At 41.8% G+C, this 24,453-nt stretch carries 27 protein-coding genes and 1 riboswitch; of the genes, 25 read left to right on the forward strand and 2 right to left on the reverse strand.

All coding sequences use genetic code 11. The annotated features are described in order from the left end of the window. The first annotated feature begins 5 nt into the window (after positions 1-5). The 5 genes from rsgA (at position 6) to spoVM (ending at position 3,233) form a co-directional block, all read left to right on the forward strand. The gene (gene rsgA, locus IEV91_RS01660) at positions 6-896 is read left to right on the forward strand and encodes a ribosome small subunit-dependent GTPase A (RefSeq protein WP_188495374.1); all 891 of its coding nucleotides are present in this window, start codon (positions 6-8) and stop codon (positions 894-896) included. Then, a complete protein-coding gene (rpe, locus tag IEV91_RS01665; protein WP_188495376.1) occupies positions 896-1,546 on the forward strand; it encodes a ribulose-phosphate 3-epimerase in 651 nt (216 codons plus the stop codon). Before rsgA ends, rpe begins: the two co-directional genes overlap by 1 nt. Before the next feature lie 22 nt (positions 1,547-1,568). After that, a riboswitch (TPP riboswitch) is annotated at positions 1,569-1,713 on the forward strand. A 102-nt stretch (positions 1,714-1,815) separates the two neighbouring features. Continuing rightward, complete coding sequence (gene thiT, locus IEV91_RS01670) at positions 1,816-2,370, forward strand: energy-coupled thiamine transporter ThiT (protein ID WP_188495378.1); 555 nt, start codon at positions 1,816-1,818, stop codon at positions 2,368-2,370. 2 nt (positions 2,371-2,372) lie between these two features. Then, the gene (locus tag IEV91_RS01675; protein ID WP_188495380.1) at positions 2,373-3,008 is read left to right on the forward strand and encodes a thiamine diphosphokinase; all 636 of its coding nucleotides are present in this window, start codon (positions 2,373-2,375) and stop codon (positions 3,006-3,008) included. A 144-nt stretch (positions 3,009-3,152) separates the two neighbouring features. Continuing rightward, a complete protein-coding gene (gene spoVM / locus IEV91_RS01680) occupies positions 3,153-3,233 on the forward strand; it encodes a stage V sporulation protein SpoVM (protein ID WP_188495498.1) in 81 nt (26 codons plus the stop codon). Positions 3,234-3,321: 88 nt separating this feature from the next. On the opposite strand, the gene rpmB is transcribed toward spoVM, so the two are convergent. Next, positions 3,322-3,510 (reverse strand): 50S ribosomal protein L28, encoded by a 189-nt coding sequence (rpmB, locus tag IEV91_RS01685; RefSeq protein WP_188495383.1) that lies wholly within the window; start codon positions 3,508-3,510, stop codon positions 3,322-3,324. Between the two features lie 434 nt (positions 3,511-3,944). Between rpmB and IEV91_RS01690 the strand changes: the two genes are divergently transcribed. The 11 genes from IEV91_RS01690 to rnc all read left to right on the forward strand — a co-directional run bounded on the left by IEV91_RS01690 (position 3,945) and on the right by rnc (position 14,614). Continuing rightward, the gene (locus IEV91_RS01690; RefSeq protein ID WP_188495385.1) at positions 3,945-4,310 is read left to right on the forward strand and encodes an Asp23/Gls24 family envelope stress response protein; all 366 of its coding nucleotides are present in this window, start codon (positions 3,945-3,947) and stop codon (positions 4,308-4,310) included. 17 nt (positions 4,311-4,327) lie between these two features. After that, a complete protein-coding gene (gene fakA / locus IEV91_RS01695; RefSeq protein ID WP_188495387.1) occupies positions 4,328-6,010 on the forward strand; it encodes a DAK2 domain-containing protein in 1,683 nt (560 codons plus the stop codon). Positions 6,011-6,028: 18 nt separating this feature from the next. Then, entirely contained in the window at positions 6,029-6,688 is a 660-nt protein-coding gene (gene sdaAB / locus IEV91_RS01700) for an L-serine ammonia-lyase, iron-sulfur-dependent subunit beta (RefSeq protein ID WP_188495389.1), read from the forward strand. Between the two features lie 27 nt (positions 6,689-6,715). Continuing rightward, positions 6,716-7,609, forward strand: a complete 894-nt coding sequence (gene sdaAA, locus IEV91_RS01705; protein WP_188495391.1) for an L-serine ammonia-lyase, iron-sulfur-dependent, subunit alpha — start codon at positions 6,716-6,718, stop codon at positions 7,607-7,609. A gap of 3 nt (positions 7,610-7,612) precedes the next feature. After that, a complete protein-coding gene (gene recG / locus IEV91_RS01710) occupies positions 7,613-9,652 on the forward strand; it encodes an ATP-dependent DNA helicase RecG (RefSeq protein WP_188495393.1) in 2,040 nt (679 codons plus the stop codon). Positions 9,653-9,772: 120 nt separating this feature from the next. Next, on the forward strand, positions 9,773-10,327 hold the full coding sequence (gene fapR, locus IEV91_RS01715; protein WP_188495396.1) for a transcription factor FapR: 555 nt from the start codon (positions 9,773-9,775) through the stop codon (positions 10,325-10,327). Between the two features lie 79 nt (positions 10,328-10,406). Then, positions 10,407-11,411: a phosphate acyltransferase PlsX gene (gene plsX, locus IEV91_RS01720; protein ID WP_188495398.1), complete on the forward strand. Its 1,005-nt coding sequence runs from the start codon at positions 10,407-10,409 to the stop codon at positions 11,409-11,411. Between the two features lie 25 nt (positions 11,412-11,436). After that, a complete protein-coding gene (fabD, locus tag IEV91_RS01725; RefSeq protein ID WP_188495400.1) occupies positions 11,437-12,387 on the forward strand; it encodes an ACP S-malonyltransferase in 951 nt (316 codons plus the stop codon). Beyond that, positions 12,384-13,124 (forward strand): 3-oxoacyl-[acyl-carrier-protein] reductase, encoded by a 741-nt coding sequence (gene fabG / locus IEV91_RS01730; RefSeq protein WP_239540819.1) that lies wholly within the window; start codon positions 12,384-12,386, stop codon positions 13,122-13,124. The genes fabD and fabG overlap by 4 nt, the downstream gene beginning before the upstream one ends. Positions 13,125-13,259: 135 nt before the next feature. Further along, positions 13,260-13,496, forward strand: a complete 237-nt coding sequence (acpP, locus tag IEV91_RS01735) for an acyl carrier protein (protein WP_188495402.1) — start codon at positions 13,260-13,262, stop codon at positions 13,494-13,496. Positions 13,497-13,882: 386 nt separating this feature from the next. Continuing rightward, a complete protein-coding gene (gene rnc / locus IEV91_RS01740) occupies positions 13,883-14,614 on the forward strand; it encodes a ribonuclease III (protein WP_188495404.1) in 732 nt (243 codons plus the stop codon). Between the two features lie 125 nt (positions 14,615-14,739). On the opposite strand, the gene IEV91_RS01745 is transcribed toward rnc, so the two are convergent. Beyond that, positions 14,740-14,967, reverse strand: a complete 228-nt coding sequence (locus IEV91_RS01745) for a DUF1128 domain-containing protein (RefSeq protein WP_188495406.1) — start codon at positions 14,965-14,967, stop codon at positions 14,740-14,742. 151 nt (positions 14,968-15,118) lie between these two features. On the opposite strand from IEV91_RS01745, the gene smc reads away from it, so the two are divergent. The 9 genes from smc (at position 15,119) to rplS (ending at position 24,261) form a co-directional block, all read left to right on the forward strand. Then, complete coding sequence (smc, locus tag IEV91_RS01750) at positions 15,119-18,682, forward strand: chromosome segregation protein SMC (protein ID WP_188495408.1); 3,564 nt, start codon at positions 15,119-15,121, stop codon at positions 18,680-18,682. A 12-nt stretch (positions 18,683-18,694) separates the two neighbouring features. Continuing rightward, positions 18,695-19,699, forward strand: a complete 1,005-nt coding sequence (ftsY, locus tag IEV91_RS01755) for a signal recognition particle-docking protein FtsY (RefSeq protein ID WP_188495410.1) — start codon at positions 18,695-18,697, stop codon at positions 19,697-19,699. Between the two features lie 94 nt (positions 19,700-19,793). Next, a complete protein-coding gene (locus tag IEV91_RS01760) occupies positions 19,794-20,126 on the forward strand; it encodes a putative DNA-binding protein (RefSeq protein ID WP_188495412.1) in 333 nt (110 codons plus the stop codon). 11 nt (positions 20,127-20,137) lie between these two features. Then, positions 20,138-21,484, forward strand: coding sequence for a signal recognition particle protein (ffh, locus tag IEV91_RS01765; protein WP_188495415.1), 1,347 nt, complete (start codon positions 20,138-20,140; stop codon positions 21,482-21,484). A gap of 101 nt (positions 21,485-21,585) precedes the next feature. Beyond that, positions 21,586-21,858 carry a 30S ribosomal protein S16 gene (rpsP, locus tag IEV91_RS01770; protein ID WP_188495416.1) on the forward strand — a complete coding sequence of 91 codons (273 nt, stop codon included), beginning with the start codon at positions 21,586-21,588 and terminating at the stop codon, positions 21,856-21,858. 12 nt (positions 21,859-21,870) lie between these two features. Next, positions 21,871-22,101 (forward strand): KH domain-containing protein, encoded by a 231-nt coding sequence (locus tag IEV91_RS01775; RefSeq protein ID WP_188495417.1) that lies wholly within the window; start codon positions 21,871-21,873, stop codon positions 22,099-22,101. Between the two features lie 342 nt (positions 22,102-22,443). Next, positions 22,444-22,971, forward strand: a complete 528-nt coding sequence (gene rimM, locus IEV91_RS01780; protein ID WP_188495418.1) for a ribosome maturation factor RimM — start codon at positions 22,444-22,446, stop codon at positions 22,969-22,971. Further along, complete coding sequence (gene trmD, locus IEV91_RS01785; protein WP_188495419.1) at positions 22,961-23,725, forward strand: tRNA (guanosine(37)-N1)-methyltransferase TrmD; 765 nt, start codon at positions 22,961-22,963, stop codon at positions 23,723-23,725. The genes rimM and trmD overlap by 11 nt, the downstream gene beginning before the upstream one ends. A 188-nt stretch (positions 23,726-23,913) precedes the next feature. Next, positions 23,914-24,261, forward strand: a complete 348-nt coding sequence (gene rplS / locus IEV91_RS01790; protein ID WP_188495420.1) for a 50S ribosomal protein L19 — start codon at positions 23,914-23,916, stop codon at positions 24,259-24,261. The last annotated feature ends 192 nt before the right edge of the window (positions 24,262-24,453 follow it).

Genomic DNA, 24,453 nt, shown 5'->3' on the forward strand with positions numbered 1-24,453 from the left:
ATGAGATGGCAATTGGCAAAATTATAAAGTCACTCAGTGGATTTTATTATATAGAGGACCATGGTGAAATCTATCAATGTCGAGGGAGAGGGAATTTCCGTAAAAGGAAATTAACGCCTCTAGTCGGAGATATTGTGGAGTATGAATCCACGAGCCCCACAGATGGGATGGTACTTGAGATTCATGAACGTGAGAATGAATTAGTCAGACCGCCGATCTCCAATGTGACTCAAGCGCTTTTGGTATTTTCTGCTAAGGAACCTGAGTTTGATTCTGGACTTGTTGATCGCTTCCTTGTTCATATAGAAGCGCATCATATAAAGCCCGTTCTCTGTATTACCAAAATGGATCTTGTAAAGGGAAATAAGGAGGCGCTTGAGGGGATTCACTTTTTCAGTGAAAGGTATGGAGCCATTGGCTATTCTGTCTTTTTGTTAAGTAAAGATGATAGTGCTGATGACCTTGCGGATTTAAAGCATTGTTTAGAGAACGAAACCACTGTTCTTGCGGGACAATCTGGTGTGGGTAAATCTTCATTGCTTAATAAAATCGATCCACATTTAGATATTGATACAGCTAAAATTTCTGAAGCTCTTAATAGAGGGAAACATACAACACGACATGTGGAATTGCTAAAGTTTGCGGGTGGTTATGTGGCCGATACTCCAGGATTTAGCTCACTTGATTTTACCACTATTGAGACTCAAACATTAGGGGACTGCTTTCCAGAGATCCAAAGGGCTTCTGAAATGTGTAAATTCAGAGGGTGTACCCATATTTCTGAACCGGGTTGTGCTGTCAAAGAAGCAGTGGCTTCCGGTCATATTGCCTCCTATCGTTATGAACATTATGAACAATTTTTTACTGAAATCTCTAATAGAAAGAAGCGGTATTAATGGTTAGACGAATAGCCCCTTCCCTTCTGGCAGCGAATTTTGCAGCGTTAGCTTCAGAGGTGGAATCAGTCGAGCAAGCTGGCGCTGATATTCTGCATATTGATGTTATGGATGGACAGTTTGTCCCTAATATTACCATGGGGACAAATGTTGTTTCGGCACTGAGAAGCTACACCTCCAGTGAGCTTGACGTCCATTTAATGGTGGAAAGACCCGACCGGTTTATCGAGGCATTTTGTGAGGCGGGTGCAGATTGTATTTCGGTTCATGCTGAGGCCAGTCCCCATCTCCATCGGACACTTCAATTGATTAAAGAGAAAAAGGTTAAAGCAGGTGTTGCATTGAATCCAGCAACCCCAATTGAGGTTATTAAACACGTGATAGATGATATTGACTTTTTACTGATTATGACCGTTAATCCAGGATTTGGTGGTCAATCTTTTATTCCACAAATGATTCATAAAATCAAAGAAGCAAGGGAATTATTAAATGCCTTTGGAAAAGAGATTGATATTGAAGTCGATGGCGGCATAAATATGGAAACTATTGAAGCCTGTGAGGAAGCGGGTGCAACTCTTTTTGTGGCAGGTTCAGCTGTTTTTAACGAAAAGGATCGTGCATTTGCTATTAATCAGCTTAAAGGTATATAATAAAATCGGCAAATGAATAGTGATGGACCACATGGGGAGTCTAAGCAGAAGTGGCTTTAAAAGGCTTTTTAAGCGCTTGTTAATAGGCTGAGAGGGAAGTGTGACTTCCGACCCATCGAACCTGATTCTGGATAATACCTGCGAAGGGAACGTGGCAAACCAATGAACGTGAGGGAACCCGTGTGCCTATATGAGGTATGCGGTTTTTTTATGTCCTTTTACAGAGAGAATGCACAAATCCTGTTACACTAATTGAGGAGGAGAAGCGTTTGAATACACAAACGAATAAGGTTTTACTTTTAACGGAAGCCGCTATCATGATTGCATTATCTGTTATTTTAAGTTTTATGAAATTTAGTGGTCCTTGGCTTTATGGGGGATCTGTTTCTTTTGAAATGCTGCCGATTGTTTTATTTGCACTACGAAGAGGCTTGCTATGGGGGGCTATTTCAGGTGCTGTTTATGGAATTATTGATTGCCTTATAGATCCGTGGGTTGTCCATCCTGTTCAATTTCTCTTGGACTATCCGGTCGCCTTTTTAGTCGTTGGGTTTGCTGGCCTTTTCAAAATTACAAAAGCACAATCCAATATGAAAAAGGTATGGATCATTATTTCTGCGACAGCACTGGGGAGTTTTTTAAGACTTGTCAGCCATTTTCTGTCAGGGGTGATATGGTTCGGTTCAGACGCACCAAAAGGAACGCCTGTTGCCGTCTATTCCTTCCTCTATAGCCTAGGCTACATTTTACCGTCATTTATCCTTATTGCTTTTGTATTATCTTTATTTGTAAAATCAGCCCCTCAGCTGCTTGAAAGGAAGTAATTATGGAATACGTTATCTTCGCAGGAGGTCCAACCTCTTACTTGCCAGATTTGAATGATCCGATGTTTGCGCAGGTTCAATGGATTGGTGTTGACCGTGGTACTTTGCATTTGTTGGAAAATGGAATCATCCCGTTGAAGGCTTTCGGAGATTTTGATTCTATAGATGAGATGGAGCGCCAGGTTATCACTGAGAAAAACATTGAATTACATACTTTTCAGCCTGAGAAAGATAAAACTGATCTTGAAATTGCTTTGGATTGGGTACTTGCTCAAGCCCCTGACCGTTGTTTTATCATTGGTGCTACGGGTGGGCGTCTTGATCATGAGCTCATGAATATCCAAATGCTTGTTAAATATGGGTCAAATAAACTTCTTCTTATGGATCGTCAAAATATCGTCACTCTTTTAAATGCAGGTGCCTATAATATGACTAAAGACACCCGTTACCCTTATTTATCATTGGTGGCATTTTCTCGAAAAATAACTGGAATAACAATGGAGGGTTTTAAATATCCTTTAAGTAATGCTAGTTTATCATGGGGCGAATCATTATGTATTAGCAATGAATTTGTCCAAGAGCATGCCACAATTTCTATCGAGGAAGGGATCGCGATCTGTATCCGTAGTCATGATTAATACCATCTACTGCACTGTCACTTTGAAAAAAAGATAGAAGAATAAGGTACTAATTTAGATTTTGTGAATATACTAGTAACAAGTCTTTGTTCTTTTATTCAGATTTATAGAGGGAGAAACGGGCCATACGCAAGGAGGAGGATTATGAAGTTTTATACGATCAAATTACCGAAGTTTTTAGGTGGCTGTGTTAGAGCGATCTTAGGATCTTTTAAAAAGGGATAAACAAAAAAGCACCAAGTGGGTGCTTTTTTGTGTTTTAATATGTAAACCAAAAGGCTGTCGCTAAATGACAGCCGGCTTTGTCTTACTATTATACGCGTTCAACTTTACCTGATTTCAACGCTTTAGTGGAGACATAAACACGCTTTGGTTTGCCATCAACTAAAATGCGGACTTTTTGTAGGTTCGCTTTAAATTTACGCTTTGATTTATTCTCTGCGAAAGAGCGATTTTGACCGAACTTTGTTGTTTTACCAGTAACATAACATTTTTTACCCATAATCTTAACCTCCTTTTAAAGCTGTCAACCTCGCGAATCTCGTACCGATAGCGAAGAAGACAAGAATGGCGAGGGCGTTTCTATGTTTTATCATTAAAGATATCTCAAGAGGCCCTATACAAACCAATATAAATACAAATACGCATTTTATCTTATCATTATTTGCGATGGTTTTCAAGATGTAGACGATAAGAGGCTTGATAAATGTTCTGCAATTAAAAGACTCCCTATGCTCGGCTTCGAATCCCTTGAAAAAAGTGGGGATCCTAGCGGGTTTTGCAGGGGAGTGAAAAAATCTTAGGTTTATAGTAGAATAGAGAGAAAGGATGTTCATGAGGTAGGGATAAACATTGCCGTCTCATTTTTTGGACCTTGTTTGTCCGCCTTTCTGAACACGTACATAAAGAGATCATTTATTTAAGGAGTGTTTTCCTGTGGCAATTGAACTTAGAACGGATTTTGGACCTATTGACGTTACGATTGATGTCGTCGCAACGATCGCAGGAGGGGCAGCAGTTGATTGTTATGGGATCATCGGTATGGCCTCACAAAGGCAGATAAAGGATGGGTTAACCGAACTTTTACGTCGAGAGAATTTCAGTCGCGGCGTTATTGTCCGCCAAGAGAATGACGAACTCATTATCGACATGTACATCATTGTCAGTTATGGTACGAAAATTTCTGAAGTGGCCCACAATGTACAAACAAAAGTAAAATATACTTTGAATCAAATGTTAGGCATTGATGTTCATGCTGTAAATATCTTTGTTCAAGGCGTAAGAATGACAACTAGTGATTAATCTAGGAGGAAATATTTGTGGTCAAACGATCCTTAAATACACAACAATTTAAGTTACTGCTTCAGAAAGGAGCAGACCAATTAACGGCTCATTCAAGTACTATTAATGCACTGAACGTTTTTCCGGTCCCTGATGGAGATACCGGTACGAATATGTCGTTAACCATAAAGTCGGGCATTCGCCATGTTTTAGATGGCGATCCTGGCACCGTTGGTGAGACAGCAATCTTATTTGCCAAGGGGCTTTTGATGGGAGCAAGAGGCAATTCTGGTGTTATTCTCTCTCAGCTTTTCCGAGGTTTTTCTAAGGTGCTCGAAAATGAAATAGAATTGACCGCGGGAAAATGGGCAGAGGCATTACAGGCGGGTGTTGATACAGCATATAAAGCAGTAATGAAACCTGTAGAAGGGACAATTCTAACGGTGGCGAAAGACGCTGCAAATGTTGCTATAAAACAAGCCCAACATCATGAAAGCCTTGAGAAGGTCCTGCAGGAAACGTTGAAAGCAGCTAAACGATCACTTGATCTGACGCCGCAATTACTTCCTTTGCTTAAAGAAGTCGGTGTTGTTGATTCTGGTGGGCGTGGACTCGTCGCTATTTACGAGGGTTTTGTGATGGCTATATCTGAAGCGGACGAGACGTCAGTGGAAATTAAAGCATCTGTGAATTTGGATGAAAAAGTGGATGAACTTCACGATCATAATGCCCATGCCTTTATGAAGACTGAGGATATAAAATATGGCTATTGCACAGAATTTATGGTTCGGTTTGATCAAAAAAGTGCTATTTCTTTTAATGAATCCGCTTTCCGGGAACGGTTGTCTCAAGATGGGGATTCTCTCTTAGTCGTTGCTGATGATGAGTTATTAAAGGTTCATGTTCATACTGAAAAGCCAGGAATGATGTTGTCCCTAGCGCAAGACTTTGGTGAACTCATAAAAATCAAAGTGGAAAATATGAGAGAGCAGCATGCAGGATTGCTTTCGCAAACTCAAACTAAAAAAAAGGTAAAAAGTGATCAAAATGCTAAGCGGGAAAAGATTCCTTATGGTATCGTTACTGTTGCGATAGGAAAAGGTGTAAAGGCGCTTTTTGAAAGTATTGGTGCCACTGTTGTTTTAGAGGGCGGCCAAACGATGAATCCTAGCACTGAAGACCTTGTCAAAGCAATTGAAGACACGCATGCGGAAAAGGTTTTTATCCTCCCAAATAATAGCAACATCGTGATGGCGGCCAGTCAAGCTGCAGAAGTTGTAGACCTTCCAGTTGAAGTCATTAAGACAAAATCGATTCCTCAAGGAATGGCTGCTTTACTCGCCTTTAATGCAGAAGCAGATTTAGATCAAAATGCCAAGCATATGACCGAGGCTGTCCAACAAGTAAAATCAGGTCAGATTACTTATGCTGTTCGAGATACTTCTGTGAATGGTGTGCCTATAAAGAAAAATGATTTTATCGGTTTGCTTAATGGTGACATTTTAGCCTCGAAGCCAGAACGTATGGACACGGCCATTGAACTGCTAAAACATATGATTAATGACGACGATGAAATTGTCACATTGATCTATGGAGAGAACGTTAATGAATCGGAAGCCTTTCAACTTTCTGAGGCTATACAAGCGCTTTTTGAGGATGTTGAAATCGAAATTCATTCTGGAGGACAGCCTCTCTATGATTATTTAATTGCAGTTGAGTAGTGGAATGAGGGATAAGTTATGAAGTTTCGTAGTGTTTTTGATATTATAGGACCGGTAATGATTGGACCCTCGAGTTCTCATACCGCTGGAGCAGCACGCATTGGCCGGGTCGCACGGCAATTGTTTGGAAAGCAACCAGAGCAGGTGAATATTCATTTGTTTGGTTCTTTTGCCAAAACCTATAAAGGCCATGGAACGGATGTCGCTTTAATTGGAGGACTCCTCGATTATGATACTGATGATGAGCGAATTGTCGATGCATTAAGCTATGCAGAGGACATTGGGTTGAAGGTCAATTTTTTTGAAGAAGAAGAGGAAGCAGAACACCCTAATACTGTTCGTCTTGTGTTAAAATTAGGAGAAGAGGAAATGAAACTGACGGGTGTTTCTATTGGTGGCGGTAAGGTTGAGGTAGTTGAATTGAATGATTATGAGTTAAAGCTGTCTGGGAATGGCCCTGCTTTATTTATACTCCATCATGATCGTTATGGAGCGGTAGCCACAGTTGCAGGCATTCTGGCTAAACATGAAATTAACATCTCTTATATGGAGGTGTCGAGAAAGGTCAGAGGGGAAACAGCTTTAATGGTCATTGAAACAGATCAATCCATCAGTAAAGAAGTGGCGGATGAAATAACCGGACAACCTTATATGTATAACGTTGCGACGTTGGACTAGAAGATCAGCGAGAGGAGTGCGTGCAACATGTTCAAAACGGTGCGTGAACTTATAGATTTAGCAGAAATGAAAGAATTGCCAATTTCTGAGATAATGATTTTAAAAGAGATTGAAGATACAGGACGTTCCCGAGAAGATATTTTTGCACAAATGAGTAATAACCTTGAAGTGATGGAAGCCGCCGTTTTGCGTGGAACGACTGAATCTGTAACCTCTCATTCGGGATTAACGGGTGGAGATGGTATTCTAATACAGGAGTACTTAAAGTCGGGAAAGGCGCTAGCTGGTGATACTTTGTTACAAGCTGTCAGTATGGCAGTGGCAACAAATGAAGTCAATGCAGCGATGGGAACAATCTGTGCAACGCCTACTGCAGGATCGGCTGGCGTTGTTCCGGGCGTCCTATTTGGAATTAGGGACAAGCTGCAGCCCACTCGTGATGAAATGGTCCGTTTCCTTTTTACGGCAGGAGCCTTTGGTTTTGTTATTGCTAACAACGCTTCTATCTCTGGTGCTGCAGGGGGATGTCAAGCAGAAGTAGGTTCAGCGACGGGGATGGCAGCTGCCGCACTTGTAGAAATGGCAGGAGGGACGCCTGCTCAATCTGGCGAAGCTTTAGCGATGGCCCTGAAAAACACTTTAGGATTAATTTGTGACCCTGTTGCCGGACTTGTGGAGGTCCCTTGTATCAAGCGCAATGCTATGGGGGCTTCTCTAGCCATTGTTTCTGCAGATATGGCCCTTGCCGGCGTGAAAAGTCGTATTCCTTGTGATGAAGTGATTGCAGCCATGCATGAGGTTGGCCTTAGAATGCCAAAAGCCTATAAAGAAACTGCTGAAGGTGGACTAGCAGCGACGCCGACAGCGCAGCTTTTGCAGGAAAAAATATTTTTTAGCTCTTCGAAGAAAACGAGGTCGTGAACGATGTTGGGTGCCCCGGTAAACGTGATAAAAGGTATCGGTCCTGAGACAGAAAAGGACCTACAATCATTAAATATTTATACGGTAGAGGATCTGCTCCTTCATTTTCCTTATCGTTATGAAAGTTATCACATTAAAGATCTTGCCAAAGCACAACATGATGAAAAAATTACGGTGAAAGGGAAGGTTCATAGTGAGCCTTCTCTCCGTTTTTTTGGTAAGAAAAAATCTCGACTTTCCTTTAGGATGTTTGTGGATGAGTTTTTAATCTCTGCCATTGCCTTTAATAGAGCTTTCTTGAAGTCCAAAATAAAGATTGGTGAAACCGTTTTGGTGACGGGGAAATGGGATGCACATAGAGCTCAGCTGACCGTGTTAGAAATCCAAATTGGTGATCGGAGGCGAGGGCGTGCTATTGAGCCTGTCTATCAAACGAAGGGTAATTTAACAGTGAGAGCCATAAGAAATTATGTTTCCGAAGCCTTTAAACAACTTGAAACCCTGGATATCCCAGATCCTCTACCTACCAAAATACGCCAAGCCTATAAACTTCCTGATTATATGACGGCGTTGCACACGCTTCATTTTCCCGACCGCCCCGACAAACTGAAGCATTCACGAAGAAGAATGGTCTTTCAAGAATTATTCTATTTTCAAATTAAGATGCAGCTCTTTAAGTATTTGAATCGTGAGAGTGGGTCAGGACTTGCGTTACCTATTCAGCAAGAGGTGATTGATCAGTTTGTTGGTCAGCTCCCGTTTTCTTTAACGGAGGCACAATCCCAAGTGGTGAACGAAGTTTTAAAAGACCTGCGCAGCGCTTATCGAATGAATCGATTATTACAAGGAGATGTTGGGTCAGGGAAAACTGTGGTCGCAGCTATAGCGCTATATGGGGTGGCAACGTGTGGTTTTCAAGGGGCTCTCATGGTTCCTACAGAAATTTTGGCAGAGCAACATGCTGAAAGCTTGCATGCGTTATTAAGCCCTTTTAATGTTTCGGTTGCTTTATTGACCAGTGGGATCAAAGGCAAGCGAAGAAAAGCTTTATTATCTGCGTTAGAAGCAGGAGAGATTCAGATTATTGTCGGAACCCATGCCTTGATTCAAGAGGAAGTAAAGTTTAATAAATTAGGACTTGTAATTGCTGACGAACAACATCGATTTGGTGTAGAGCAACGCCGGGCCTTACGTTCAAAAGGAGAAGAGCCTGATGTCTTACATATGACGGCAACGCCGATCCCGAGGACACTTGCCATTTCTGCGTTTGGCGACATGGATATTTCAACAATAGACCAGCTGCCTGCCGGTCGTAAAAGGATTCAGACCAGTTGGGTAAAGCACGATCAGCTTCATGATGTCTTACAATTTATTTCAAGGCAAGTGAAACAAGGGCGGCAAGCGTATGTGATATGTCCGCTGATTGAAGAATCAGAGCAGCTTGATGTGCAAAATGCGATTGATGTTCATGCGCAATTGACTCAGGCCTTTAAAGGTATAAGTATCGGACTTATGCACGGTCGGCTTTCTTCCGAGGAGAAAGATGAAGTGATGGAAGCATTTAAAAATAATAAATCGCAAATTTTAGTTTCAACAACCGTCGTTGAAGTAGGTGTCAATGTACCAAACGCAACGGTCATGGTCATCTATGATGCTGACCGATTTGGTTTGGCGCAGCTCCATCAGTTACGGGGACGTGTAGGGCGTGGGAACTTTCAATCCTACTGTATCTTGATTTCCGACGCGCATTCCGAAGTGAGTAAGGAAAGAATGCGGATCATGACAGAAACAACCGATGGCTTCGAACTCTCTGAATATGATTTGAAGCTTCGTGGGCCTGGGGACTTTTTTGGACACAAACAAAGTGGGCTGCCAGACTTCAAAATTGCCGATATTGTCCATGATTTTAAGGCTTTAGATGTTGCGAGGCGAGATGCTGAACGTCTTCTGGAGACAAAAGCCTTTTGGCATGATGAAGACTATGCAATAATTAGAAAAGACCTAGAAAATCAAGGGGTGTTCACAGGCGAGCGCTTGGATTAAACGTGAGAGGGAAAGGGTCTTTTTGATAGAGAACCCTTGAAATTTATCCTGCTTATTTATATACTTCTTTTAGTACCTAGTCATAACGGTGTGTATAATGAATAAAATGGCGGTGTCAAAATGAAACGGACAAAAAAAGAACGCCAGAGCCAATTGTTGGAAACAATAGAAGAGACGCCATTTGTCACGGATGAAGAATTGGCCGAAAAGTTTAACGTGAGTATTCAGACAATCCGACTTGATAGGATGGAATTATCTATTCCTGAATTAAGAGAACGGATCAAATTGGTGGCGAAAAAACAGTTTAATAAAGTCAAAGCATTGGATCCCGAAGAAGTCATTGGAGAAGTCGTTGAATTGAATCTTGATCAAGATGCAATTTCGATATTAGATATTGGTCCTGAACATGTTTTCTCCAGAACGGGGATTGCGCGAGGCCACCATCTTTTTGCTCAAGCAAACTCACTAGCTGTTGCAGTGATTAATGATGATATGGCTTTAACAGCCAAATCAGAAATTACTTTTAAACGGCAGGTGCGTAAAGGTGAAAGAGTGTTAGCAAAAGCAAAGGTAACCCGAGCAGAGGGGGATTTTATGATTGTTCAAGTGGATAGTTTTGTGAAACGTGAAAGGGTTTTTCACGGGATTTTTACAATGTATCGTTCCCGCCTTTAATAAAATATGATGACAAGTAATGGTGAGATGTATGACAGGAAGCTATAAGCTTCATCAATAAAAGGGGGAAATACAACAAGTGAAACTCGCAATGGATGCTATGGGTGGCGATCATGCACCTGATGAAATTGTTAAAGGTGCCCTTCAGGCGGTAAAGATGGACGAAGATCTTAGTATTCTTCTCGTTGGAGATGAAAAGCGTATCAAACCTCTAACTGAAAATCATCCTCGGTTAGAAATTTTACATACCGATGAAAAAATAGAATCAACTGATCAGCCGACAAAAGCGGTTCGGAAAAAGAAACGGGCCTCGATGGTATTGGCCATAAATGAAGTGAAGGAAGGTCGCGCTCAGGCAATAATCTCAGCGGGAAATACTGGAGCGCTTATGACTGCAGGATTATTTGGGGTTGGAAGAATAAAAGGGATTGATCGTCCGGCGCTTGCGCCAACACTTCCTACCATTCATCAGGGAAAAGGCTTTTTGTTGCTAGATGCAGGCTCGAATATGGATGCCAAACCAGAGCAATTATTACAATATGCGATCATGGGTTCTATTTATGTTGAGAAAGTTCTTGGTCTGAAACAGCCTAAAGTCGCCTTGCTCAACGTCGGGGAAGAAGAAGGAAAGGGCAACGATTTGAGTAAACAAGCCTATGATTTGATGGGCAATGCCCCCATTCATTTTATTGGAAATGTTGAATCGAGAGACCTTCTTGAAGGGGTTGCTGACGTGGTGGTTGCTGATGGTTTTTCAGGAAATCTTGTCCTTAAGAATATTGAAGGCGTAGGGATGTCACTCATGTCTTTGATTAAAAAGGAAATGACCCGCTCCTTATACGCTAAGCTATTGGGATTATTGGTTTATCCAAAGTTAAAAGGGATAAGGAAATTAATGGATTATTCTTCTTATGGTGGGGCATGTTTGTTTGGACTTGCGGCTCCGATTATTAAAGCCCATGGCTCTTCCAATTCTACGGCCATTGTATCCGCAATTGATCAAGCAAAGATTTTTGTTAAACAAGATATTGTGCAAACCATACAGAAGACGGTTCTGGAAATGAACGACAAAGAGACAAAATAAAATCAGAATTAAAGGAGGCTTTCTCATGGGTAAACTCGCATTTATCTTTCCTGGACAAGGATCACAAGTTGTGGGAATGGGAAAAGATCTTATAGAACAAAATGAGGCAGCACGAGCAATTTTCGAACAAGCGGATAAAACTTTAGGTGTAGCCCTTACGGACATTATTTTAAATGGTCCTGAAGAACGGCTCACAAAAACTGAGAATACCCAACCTGCACTTTTAACGGTAAGTACTGCACTGCTCACCCTATTAAAAGACAAGGGCATTACACCAGATTATGTAGCAGGGCATAGCTTAGGGGAATATAGTGCACTTGTTGCCGCTGGAGCTATGACTTTTGAAGAGGCTGTATATGCCGTTCGGAATAGGGGCTTGCTAATGGAAGAAGCGGTTCCGGCAGGGCAGGGCGCAATGGCAGCCATCCTTGGGTTAAAGGCTGAAAAGCTTGAAGCCGTCTGTCAAGCTGTCACAGAAGCAGGTGAATCTGTTCAATTAGCCAATTTGAACAGTTCAAGCCAAATTGTGATTTCTGGAACGAAATTAGGTGTTGAACAAGCCTCAGAACAGGCAAAAGAAGCAGGGGCTAAGCGCGTCATTCCTTTGAATGTTAGTGGTCCTTTCCATTCAGCTTTAATGAAGCCGGCGGCTGAAAAGTTTAAGTCAGTAATTGATAATATTTCTGTAAAAGAAGCTGACATTCCGGTTATTGCCAATGTAACAGCTGATATGGTGTCTGATCATCAGGAGATCAAACGTTTACTCATCGAACAGTTATATTCCCCTGTTAGATGGGTGGAAACGGTAGAAAAATTATTAGCATTGGGTGTGGATACCTTTATCGAAGTAGGTCCTGGTAAAGTTCTTTCAGGTCTCGTCAAAAAGGTAGATCGGAAAGCGAATATATTTGCTGTTGGCGATTTGGAAACACTCATTCAAACCGTTAATGAGTTAAATGAGGTGGGTCAATCATGAAGGATAAGGTCGCATTAGTCACAGGTGCATCTCGTGGCATCGGACGGGCCATTGCCCTTGCATTAGGCCATCAAGGTGTAAAGGTAGCGGTTAACTATGCAGGGAGCGAGTCTCGAGCGTTAGAAGTGGTAGAGGCCATTAAGGCTGCTGGATCAGAGGCGATAGCTATCCAGTGTGATGTCGCTGATAGCCAGGCTGTCCAAGAGATGGTCAAGCAGGTTACAGAGACTTTTGGATCGATTGATATTTTAGTGAATAATGCAGGTATCACAAGAGACACACTACTAATGCGTATGAAAGAAGACGATTGGGATAGTGTACTTAATACGAACTTAAAAGGTGTCTTTAATACCACTAAAGCGGTTTCTAGACCGATGATGAAGCAAAAACAGGGTAAAATTATCAATGTTGCTTCAGTGGTGGGGATTATTGGCAACGCAGGGCAAGCCAACTATGTTGCAGCAAAAGCGGGTGTCATCGGGTTGACTAAATCAAGCGCGAGAGAACTAGCGGCACGAAACATTACCGTAAATGCTGTTGCGCCTGGTTTTATCGCAACTGATATGACTGATGAACTCCCTGAAGATGTTAAAGAGACCATGTTATCGCAAATTCCTCTGTCAAGATTTGGGGATCCAGAAGATGTTGCTGATGTTGTACTCTTTTTAGCAAGTGACGCCAGTAGCTATATGACCGGCCAAATTTTACGGATTGACGGCGGCATGGTTATGGGATAGGGATAATTTCTCAGTAAGTCGCCTGTGGAAAGTGATTGACCTAGAGGATGTAGACAGTTAAAATAAAACATGTCTTTACGAAACCGTTCATTTTGAATAAACTAAAGAGTGAAGACCTGAGGGGAGGTGACATCATTGGCTGAAGATATTTTGGATCGCGTCAAAAAGATAGTTGCTGATCGCTTAGACGTTGATGAAGCTGATGTGAAGCCAGAGGCTTCTTTTAAAGAAGACTTGGAAGCTGACTCGCTCGACGTAGTTGAGCTTGTAATGGAGCTAGAAGATGAATTTGATCTCGAAATTTCCGATGAAGATGCCGAGAAAATTCTCACAGTGGGCGATGTTGTGGAATACATAGAAAACCATAAATAAGCTCAAAGAGGAAGTTCAGAAAGGTATGAAGACCAGAGCTTTTAAATTTTATCGCTGAGTGGATACTATCCATGTGTGAGAATTGATTTTCTACTGAACCGGTAGGATTCTATTGATCCTCATGCACGTCGCATTTCATTTCTTAGCTCTTTCGTCCTTTTTGAACACTCGATCAAATGTTGAAGTCCCGAACTTAATATTAAGTCGGGGCTTTAGATTTGTATACAACGTCAGAACTTATGATTTTGTGGAAGATGACCTATAAGTAATTTCAGCTTTCACCATTAAGGTATGGCGACAACCTAAGTGCGTGAGAACGTATGAACATCAGGCTGTTTTTAGCGAACCGGTGAAGAATTATTATCAATGAGGGGAGGGCAAGGAGTATGACAAAAACAAAGCGATCACAGATCTATGAAAAAGATATTATGCAAAAGTTACATCGGTTTTTAGAGGCTCAAGAGTTGTCCTTTAACAATGAGGAACTATTAAAGCAGGCCTTCACTCATTCCTCTTATGTGAATGAGCACCGAAAGTCAGTGAGAGAAGATAATGAAAGATTAGAATTCCTTGGTGACGCCGTATTAGAACTACTCATATCAAGTTATTTATTTAAGACGTATCCTTCGATGAAAGAAGGTGACCTGACCAAATTGAGAGCAGCCATTGTTTGTGAAGCATCACTTGTGTCGTTTGCTCATCAAATGGGGTTTGCTGAAATGATTTTCCTCGGTCGGGGTGAAGAAGCTACTGGAGGTCGCAATCGTCCAGCGCTCTTGGAGGATGTCTTTGAATCTTTTATTGGGGCTCTCTATTTAGATCAAGGTTTATCGGTTGTAGAAGGTTTTCTGAGGAAGCTTGTCTACCCGAAAATTGCTGAAGGTGCTTTTTCCCATGTGATGGATTTTAAAAGCCAGCTACAAGAGGTGGTTCAACGATGGGGCATGGGCGTATTAAGTTATGTTGTTGTTTCTGAGCAAGGCCCTGCGCATCATAGAGAATTTGTTTCCACAGTAACATTGAATGGCGAGAGTATAGGCAGTGGTAGAGGCCGAACAAAAAAAGAATCAGAGCAAAGAGCAGCTCAAGAAGGTTTAATGGGTTTAAAAAAAACGTAATACCTGATCGATAGCGGTCGGGTTTTACGTTTTTTTACGCTTTATGAGCTAGTATAAGTTCCGTTCGTTCATACGAGAGAAATCACTAGATTTGATATCGAACTGTTTAAATCTCAAGATGTTCTTTATTCCTCTGTTCTCAGCGCCCGTAATTCTTCTAAGATGGCTTCCATATCACGGATGCTAAATGATGGCATTCTCTTCACCATCTTATAGATATCGTGGAGTTCCTCGTAACGTTCTGTTGAAAATGCACTTGCTTTTAAAACATCACGATTGACAAGCTGGAGTTTGTTTTTGATTTCATCAATCATAAAGTGAATGTTGGCTTCGTTTTTTATCGTTAAGTCCATAGTGATTGCCTCCTTTCAAGACAGCCTTTTTGATTATTACTCTCTATTCTACCCTTATTTACCTCCAACCCTCAAGACAATTGTAAAACTCCTTTTAATCTCTAGGTTAATATTATAAAATAGAAGAGTTAGAATAACGGGAGGCTGTATTATGTACCTCAAACAGTTAGAGATTTTAGGTTTTAAATCATTTGCTCAAAAAACCCAGATCGATTTTGTTCCTGGAGTGACCGCAGTAGTTGGACCAAACGGAAGCGGAAAAAGCAATATTACTGATGCGATTAAATGGGTTCTTGGTGAACAATCAGCAAAATCCTTGCGCGGAGCAAAAATGGAAGACATTATATTTGCTGGTAGTGATGCTAAGAGACCGCTTAATATGGCTGAAGTAACCCTTGTCCTTGATAATAATGATCGATATATGAATGTTGACTATACTGAGATAAGCGTGACACGACGCGTCTTTCGTTCAGGAGAAAGTGAATTTCTACTCAATGGTCAAAAATGTCGGTTGAAAGATATTGTCGATCTTTTCATGGATTCTGGTCTTGGACGGGAAGCCTATTCGATTATTAGTCAAGGGAAAATTGATGATATCCTCAACAGTAAGGCAGAGGAAAAAAGAAAAATTTTCGAAGAGGCTGCCGGCGTCTTAAAATATAAAACACGGAAAATTAGCGCTGAAAAGAAATTAGATGAATCTCAAGAACATCTGAACCGTGTTGAGGATATTTTATACGAGCTAGAAGGACAGGTAGAACCCCTTGAAGAACAAGCCTCTATTGCCAAGGATTACCTTGAGAAAAAAGCAGAATTAGAATCTGTGGAAGTCGCCTTGTTAGCTCATGATATCGGTGTAACACATGAAAAGTGGGAACAACACACTAAAAACGTTCAAGAGCTTCAGGAAAAATCACTCGCGCAAGCAGGTGATATTAGCAAACATGAAGCGCATCAGGAAAAGCTAAGGAGCCATTTACAGGCCTTGGATCAATCGGTAGAGGAACTTCAGGAAGCTTTATTGCTTTCAAGTGAGTTGCTCGAAAAATATGAAGGGGAGAAGAAGGTCCTTGCTGAAAGGCAAAAGCATGCTGAAGAAAACGCAGAGCAATTGCAAGAAAGGATAGCCACCCTAAAAGAAAAAAAAGAGGCAGAAGAGCAACTGCTTTCAAAAGAAAAGACGGCTCGAGATCAGCATAAAGCCAAGCTGGATGAGCTAAAGAAAGACTTACAGACAAAAACACATCGACTCAATCACTTTGAGGAAGACATTGAACAACATCTGGAACAATTAAAGTCCGATTACTTTGAGCTGCTAAATCAGCAAGCCGCCTTCCGAAATGAAATGCGGTATTTAGGTGAACAACAGGATTTACTTGAGAGAAAGAATGATCGGGTTGTTCAGGATTATCAAAGCATTCAAACGAAAAAGGATGAATTAGAGTCTAAAAAAGCTGAGGCTGAAGCGCATGCTGCTACGATCGATCACGCTTTAGAAGAAAAAACAAAAAGTTATCAGGAACTGCTCAAAGGAACGGAGAGTTATCAAGAGAAGTTAGATAAACTCCGTGGTACCCTTCAACAGATGGAGCAGTATATTCAGCGTGCAGAATCCCGACTTGAAATGCTGAAAGAAATGGAAGATGATTTTGCTGGTTTTTATGGTGGTGTGAAGACGGTTCTTAAGGCACGTGAGAAACAGCTTAAAGGCATTCATGGTGCGGTAGCAGAGCTTATTCGGGTCAATAAAACCTACGAGGTCGCTGTTGAAACGGCTTTAGGGGCAGCCATGCAACATGTCGTTGTGGAATCAGAAACCCATGCACAGGAGGCTATCCGTTATTTGAAAGCCAAAAAGGCGGGGAGAGCGACGTTTTTGCCGCTGTCAGTTATCAAGCCAAGACATGTATCTGAAGGGGACCTTGCTGGCTTACGCGGTCATGAAGCTTTTGTTGGGACGGGAGCGGCATTAGTCACTTATGATAATCGCTATCACGCCATCGTTGGGCATTTACTGGGAACCATACTTGTTGCTAAGGATTTACGGGGAGCGACGGCGCTTGCTAAAAAAGTCAACTACCGTTATCGTATTGTGACATTGGATGGAGATGTCATCAGCCCAGGGGGAGCGATGTCAGGGGGGAGTCGGAAACAAACGACAACGAACCTTTTAGGTCGCCAGCGTGAAATTGAACAGCTTGATAAGCAGTTAAAAGAGATGAAGACGAAAAAAGCTGAGCATGAGGCCGCGGTGACCTCCAATCGCACCACATTTCAAGAGTTGCGGAAGAAAGCAGAAGTCACACACAAGGAAATGACTCAATTCGAAAATGCCCAGCGTGAAAAACGGTCGGAAATTAAAGAGATTCAATTTGAGTTAAGAAATGTGAATGAAAGATTAGTTCTCATTCAACGGGACCAAAAGGGCTTTGCGGATGAAAACGGTGAGATCTCTGAACGGCTTCAGGGGTTACAGAAGCAACTTGAGGAAGTATCTGCAAAACAAAGCGAAATGAACGAAGAGATAGAAACCATCACCCATCAGAAAAAAAATCAGGATGAAACCAAAAGCCTCCTTCAAAATGAAATTACTGAATTGAAAGTGGCGGTTGCCCGTGAACAAGAAAGTTATAATGGCTTAGAAGAGAAGGTCCAGCGCTTATCAAGGGAATTAGCTGCGATCACCTCTGATTTAAAAGAAGCAGAGACGACCATTCGCGTTCTCGATCAAAGTCTATCAGGTCAGAAACTTGACCATAAGGAGATTTTGCGCAATATCGAAACGGCGCGACAGGATAAACAGGCGATCACACATTGGATCGGTGAACGACGGGGCAGACGTCTCAACATTCACGATGAACTGCAAGACGGCGAAAGAGAAGTGAAGGAGTTAAAGCGTCTACACAGAGGAACTGAGGAGCAGCTTCGACGAGAAGAGATTGCCCTTGAACGCCTCGATGTAGCTCTGGATAATCTCATCAATAATCTTCGTGAAGAGTATGAGTTAGGTTATGAAACCGCAAAGGAGAAATACCCTCTCGAACTGGAGGCTGAAGAAGCACGGAAGCAAGTTAAGTTGCTCAAACGGGCAATTGAAGAACTCGGTGCCGTGAATTTGGGAGCAATAGAGGAATATGAACGGGTGTCAACACGTTTTAAATTTTTAACAGATCAACGGGAGGACCTTTTACAAGCGAAGGAGACCCTTCTTGGTGTGATCGATGAAATGGACGATGAAGTTCGCGTCCGTTTTAAGGAAACCTTTGAACAAGTTCGAGATCATTTTAGTGATGTCTTTAAAGCGCTCTTTGGTGGGGGGAAAGCGAACCTTGTCTTGACCGACCCTGAAGATCTTTTATATAGTGGTGTCGATATTTTAGCTCAACCACCTGGGAAGAAACTGCAGCACCTTTCGCTTTTATCTGGTGGCGAACGGGCATTGACGGCAATTGCTTTACTTTTTGCTATTTTAAAGGTTCGCCCTGTTCCTTTCTGTGTATTGGATGAGGTGGAAGCGGCTCTGGATGATGCCAACGTTGATCGTTATGCCCAATTCCTTAAAGATTTTAGCCATGAGACACAGTTTATTGTGGTGACGCATAGAAAAGGGACAATGGAGAATGCTGATGTCCTGTATGGGGTGACGATGCAAGAATCAGGAATATCCAAACTGGTGTCGGTAAGACTTGAAGAAACAAAGGAACTAGTCGGATAAAGGGGGATTATGATGAGTTTTTTAAAGAAAATCAAACAAAAATTAACAGGTCAAAGTGATTCCGTGACGAGTAAGTTTAAATCGGGTTTAACCAAAACGAGAAATTCTGTCGCGTCCAAGGTCAATAATCTTGTGAAACGTTACCGCAAAGTAGATGAAGAGTTTTTTGAAGAACTTGAGGATATTTTGATTGGCGCCGATGTAGGTGTGACCACGGTGATGGATATCGTTGAGAGACTTAAAGATGAGGCTCGTACACGCAATATTAAGGATACAGAGGCTTTACGCGAGGTTATTGCTGAAGTTCTTGCTGATATGTTGACGAAATCTGAAGAAGAGACAAGCCTTAAAATGAATGAAAATGGCTTGACTGTTTATTTATTTGTCGGTGTCAATGGTGTTGGGAAGACAACAACCATAGGCAAGCTCGCCAATCGCTTTAAGAACGAAGGTAAAAAGGTGTTGTTAGCCGCCGGAGATACTTTTAGGGCCGGTGCTATTGAGCAGCTGGAAATATGGGGGGAACGTGCCGGTGTTGATGTGATAAAACATCAAGAAGGCTCAGACCCAGCGGCAGTGGTCTTTGATGCCGTTGCAGCAGCGAAATCTCGTGGTGTTGATATCCTTATTTGTGATACCGCTGGCCGTTTGCAGAACAAAGTGAATTTGATGAAAGAATTAGAGAAGGTTAAGCGAGTAATCAGTCGGGAACTGCCGGATGCCCCCCATGAAGTGTTATTGGCCTTAGATGCAACCACCGGACAAAATGCCCTTAGTCAAGCTAAAACTTTTGGTGAGGCTACCGATGTGACTGGCATTGTCCTCACTAAACTGGACGGAACAGCTAAAGGCGGTATTGTTTTCGCTATTCGTAATGAATTGGACCTCCCTGTGAAGCTCGTGACATTAGGGGAAGGCATAGACGATATCCAACCGTTCGATGCCGATGCTTTTGTTTATGGGTTGTTTGGAGACATGTTAGAGGATGCAGGCGATTCTGAGGCCGAGGAAGTCTGATTCTGTACTGTTAAGAAAATAAACTTGACAGAGTCTAGAGAAGCGGTTATGATATTAGTTGTGTAAAGTAGAATAACTTTACAAGGTGGAGCCTATGCTGGAGAAAAAGATATATCTCAATGCCCTTTATGACTTTTACCATCCGTTATTGACGGATAAACAGAAGAAGTATATGGATTTATATTATACCGATGACTTCTCTCTTGGTGAAATCGCTGAAAATTATGGGGTGTCAAGACAAGCTATATATGATAATCTAAAGCGGACTGAAACCCTTCTCGATGATTTTGAAAAGCATCTTCATCTCTATGAAAAGTATAATAAGCGTTCTGAGTTATTAGAACAGCTTCGGCACTTATTGGAAGATCAAGATTTTTCAAAAGAAAAAGCACTAGGATTGATTGAACTCATTGAGAATCTAGATTAGGAGGCGGTAAGATGGCATTTGAAAATTTAGCCGACCGACTTCAAGCGACGTTTAAGAAAATAAGGGGTAAGGGTAAGGTATCTGAAGCTGATGTAAAAGAAATGACCCGGGAAATAAGACTGGCACTCCTTGAGGCAGATGTTAACTTTAAGGTTGTTAAGGACTTTATTAATCGGGTAAAAGAACGTGCGATTGGTCAAGAAGTGCTCAAAAGCCTAACCCCTGGCCAGCAAGTCATTAAGGTCGTTCAAGACGAACTGACAGAACTGATGGGTGGAGAGCAAAGCAAGATTACCTTAGCGAGTAAACCACCAACGGTCATTATGCTGGTTGGTTTGCAAGGGGCAGGTAAGACCACAACGACAGGAAAGCTTGCCAACTACTTGCGCAAGCAATACAATAAAAATCCTTTGCTCGTGGCGGCTGACGTGTACAGACCCGCTGCAATTAAGCAATTACAAACCTTGGGTAAACAGCTAAGCATGCCTGTTTTTTCCTTAGGCGAGCAGGCTAATCCTGTTGATATTGCTAAGCAGGGCTTAGAGCAAGCAAAGGCGGATCATAATGATGTTGTCTTCATTGATACAGCCGGACGCTTGCATATTGACGAAAACATGATGGAAGAGCTTCAAAATATCGAGGCAGCCATCAAGCCTGATGAGATTTTCCTTGTGGTTGATGCTATGACAGGTCAAGACGCCGTGAATGTTGCAGAAAATTTCAGTGAACGCCTCGATTTAACGGGTGTTGTTCTAACTAAACTTGATGGGGATACACGCGGTGGGGCTGCACTTTCCGTAAAAGCTGTAACAGGAAAGCCAATTAAGTTTGCAGCAACGGGAGAGAAATTGGACGCGTTAGAACCCTTTTACCCTGATCGAATGGCTTCCAGAATCTTAGGTATGGGCGATGTGCTCACCCTTATTGAAAAAGCACAACAAGATATCGATGAGGAAAAAGCCAAGGATATGGAAAAGAAAATGCGAACGGCAAGTTTTACGTTCGATGATTTTCTTGAACAAATTGGTCAAGTAAGAAAAATGGGGCCATTGGATGAACTGCTTTCCATGATGCCAGGAGCAAATAAGCTCAAGGGTATGAAAAACATCCAAATCGATGATAAACAAATCGGTCAGGTTGAAGCGATCATCCGCTCGATGACGCCTCAAGAAAAAGAAGATCCTGAACTTATTAACGCCAGTCGCAGACGTCGTATCGCGAACGGAAGCGGCACCTCGATCCAAGATGTTAACCGTCTGCTGAAGCAGTTTAAAGAAATGAAAAAAATGATGAAGCAGATGATGGGTGGAGGCAAAGGCAAGAAGAAGAAAAGCCCGTTCAATTTACCTTTCATGTAATAGGGCATAGCCCATTTACATTATAGAGTTAGACTGTTTTCAGTGAAAACAGTCGCATAAGACTATAACTTATGAATAAGAGAAAATAGGAGTGTTTACAAATGGCAGTAAAAATTCGTTTAAAACGTATGGGTTCAAAAAGACGCCCATTCTATCGTGTAGTTGTAGCAGATTCTCGTTCACCTCGTGATGGACGTATCATTGAGCAAATCGGAACTTACAATCCAGTTACTCAACCTGCTGAAGTGAAGATTGACGAAGCAAAAGCGCTTGACTGGATGGCTAAAGGTGCAAAACCTTCTGATACAGTACGTAACCTTTTCTCTAACGAAGGTTTATTGGAGAAATTCCATAACTCAAAATCTGCAAAGTAAGGGGACTTTCTAATGGATGAGCTTATCAAGGCCATTGTTTGTCCAATCGTCGATCACCCTGAAGACGTGCATATCTCAAGCGAACAGAGCAACGCAAGAACAACCTACTATCTTTCCGTTCATAAAGAGGATATGGGGAAGGTCATTGGAAAACATGGCCGTATGGCGAGTGCAATTCGTTCCGTGATCCACGCAACAGGGGTGGCTCATCATGAGAACGTTACTTTAACGATACGTGAATAAAAGGGGAAAGGACCTGTGCCTTTCCCTTTTTTCATTGGCTCAATTCACATTGTTTTTGCAATTGATAAAGATTGCGACTAGGGTAGGCGCATATCAAGTATGAAACGAACAAAAAACGCTGAGCTTGCATTAAAGACAGCTGCTTCTAACAAAAAGTAGCGACAGCAATCAAATGGACTGGAGCGGAAGATGAGAGATTTGGAACACTTCAGGAAAATTTGAGGAAAGTAATAATCCTTTAGAATAAAGCCTTAACGTTTAAAAATAATAACAACTAACTTGTGGGAAAGTAAGGGTAGCTTAATATATTCAACTATTTTATAAATAAAGGGTGAATGAGTTTTGGCAGAGTGGTTTAATGTCGGGAAGATTGTTAATACACATGGTATCCGTGGGGAAGTCCGTGTGATTAGTCGAACGGACTTTCCAGAAGAACGGTATGCTGAGGGTAGCATGCTATATGTTGGCGAGGATAGAAATTCGGATAAAAAGCAGCTTGTCGTTGAAAGTCATCGTAAGCATAAGCAATTCGACCTGCTTAAATTCAATGGGTTAGATGGCATGAATGAGGTTCTGCCATTAAAAGGACAAACCTTATATGTTACGGAAGATGAGCTTACGGAGCTCTCTGAGAATGAATTCTACTATCATGAAATTGTAGGTTGTGAAGTGTATTCAGAGGATAACGTGTATTTGGGAAAGGTTAAAGAAATCCTATCCCCTGGAGCGAATGATGTTTGGGTTGTTGACCGTAAAGGCAAAAAGGATCTATTATTACCATACATAGAAGACGTGGTTAAGAACGTCAATGTTGAAGAGAAGAGGATTACTGTTCATCTACTAGAAGGGTTGATTACTGATGAAGATTGATGTTCTTTCCCTATTTCCAGAAATGTTTACCGGTGTTTTTCAATCATCCATTCTTAAGAAGGCCGCAGAAAATGGTTTGGCCACTTTCAATGTCACCGATTATCGTGAGTTCTCAGAGGATAAAAAGCATCATCGTGTCGATGATTATCCTTATGGTGGTGGTGCTGGAATGGTCTTAAAGGCCCAGCCAATATTTGATGCGGTTGAACATGTCAAAGCGAAAGTTGAAGGGACGCCGCGTGTCATTCTGATGACGCCACAAGGCGATCGATTAGACCATCAAAAAGCGGTAGAACTATCAAAGGAAGAACATCTTATCTTTATTTGTGGACATTATGAAGGCTATGATGAACGGATTCGTGAGCAGTTGGTGACGGATGAACTCTCCATTGGTGATTATGTGTTGACCGGTGGTGAACTGCCGGCAATGGTGATTATTGATAGCGTTGTCCGTCTACTTCCAGGTGTCTTAGGGAATGAGGCATCGCCTATCGCTGACTCTTTTTCTAATGGTTTGTTAGAACATCCACAATACACAAGGCCCGCGAATTTTCGTGGGTTAGAGGTCCCCGAGGTCCTCCTTTCAGGTCATCATAAGAACATAGAGGCTTGGCGGCATAAAGAATCACTCCGACGGACCTTTTTTAGACGGCCGGATTTATTAGAGCATTATCCGCTTGATGAAAAAGAGCGGCAATGGATCGAAGAATGGAGACAAGAAAAAAAGCATAGCAGAATATCAAAGGATCAATAGTTTACTTTTCAAACCAGTTGATGGGGTTAGAGAATGTTTGTAAAAAGCTATTTCTGTCACTAAAACAAACTTGCACTAGGTTTATCTATATGGTATCATGAATTTTGTGGCAAAATGCCAGTGAGTACGGTGTTCCGCTGTTATGACGTTCGGACATGACAAGAGCATTTGTTGGAAGGAGGGGCATTATGCAATCTATTATTGATGAAATCACAAAAGAACAGTTAAGAAGTGATCTTCCAGATTTCCGCCCAGGTGATACTGTACGTGTTCACGTTAAGGTTGTCGAAGGACAACGTGAGCGTATCCAGTTGTTCGAAGGCGTTGTGATTAAGCGTCACGGCGGTGGAATCAGTGAAACTTTTACTGTACGTAAAATCTCTTATGGTGTTGGTGTTGAAAGAGCATTCCCATTACACTCACCTAAAATTGAGAAGCTAGAAGTTGTTCGTCGTGGTAAAGTTCGTCGTGCAAAACTTTATTACCTACGTAACCTTCGTGGTAAAGCGGCTCGTATTAAGAGTAGAGCAAGATAACACAAAGCGACGTACAACACATAAGACCTATTCAAGGGTTTGTTAAATAGGTCTTGGTAAGCAGACAGAGGGCGTCTTTCTAGGCGCCAGCTTCTTACCATAAAATACATACGAGTAAATGACGTTAAAAGGAGCTCTGATGAGGCTCCTTTTCCTATATCTAAAAATAGGGTGAACACTATATAGTCTCCT

This window comes from Pullulanibacillus pueri (genome assembly GCF_014639255.1).
Lineage (GTDB): Bacteria > Bacillota > Bacilli > Bacillales > Sporolactobacillaceae > Pullulanibacillus > Pullulanibacillus pueri.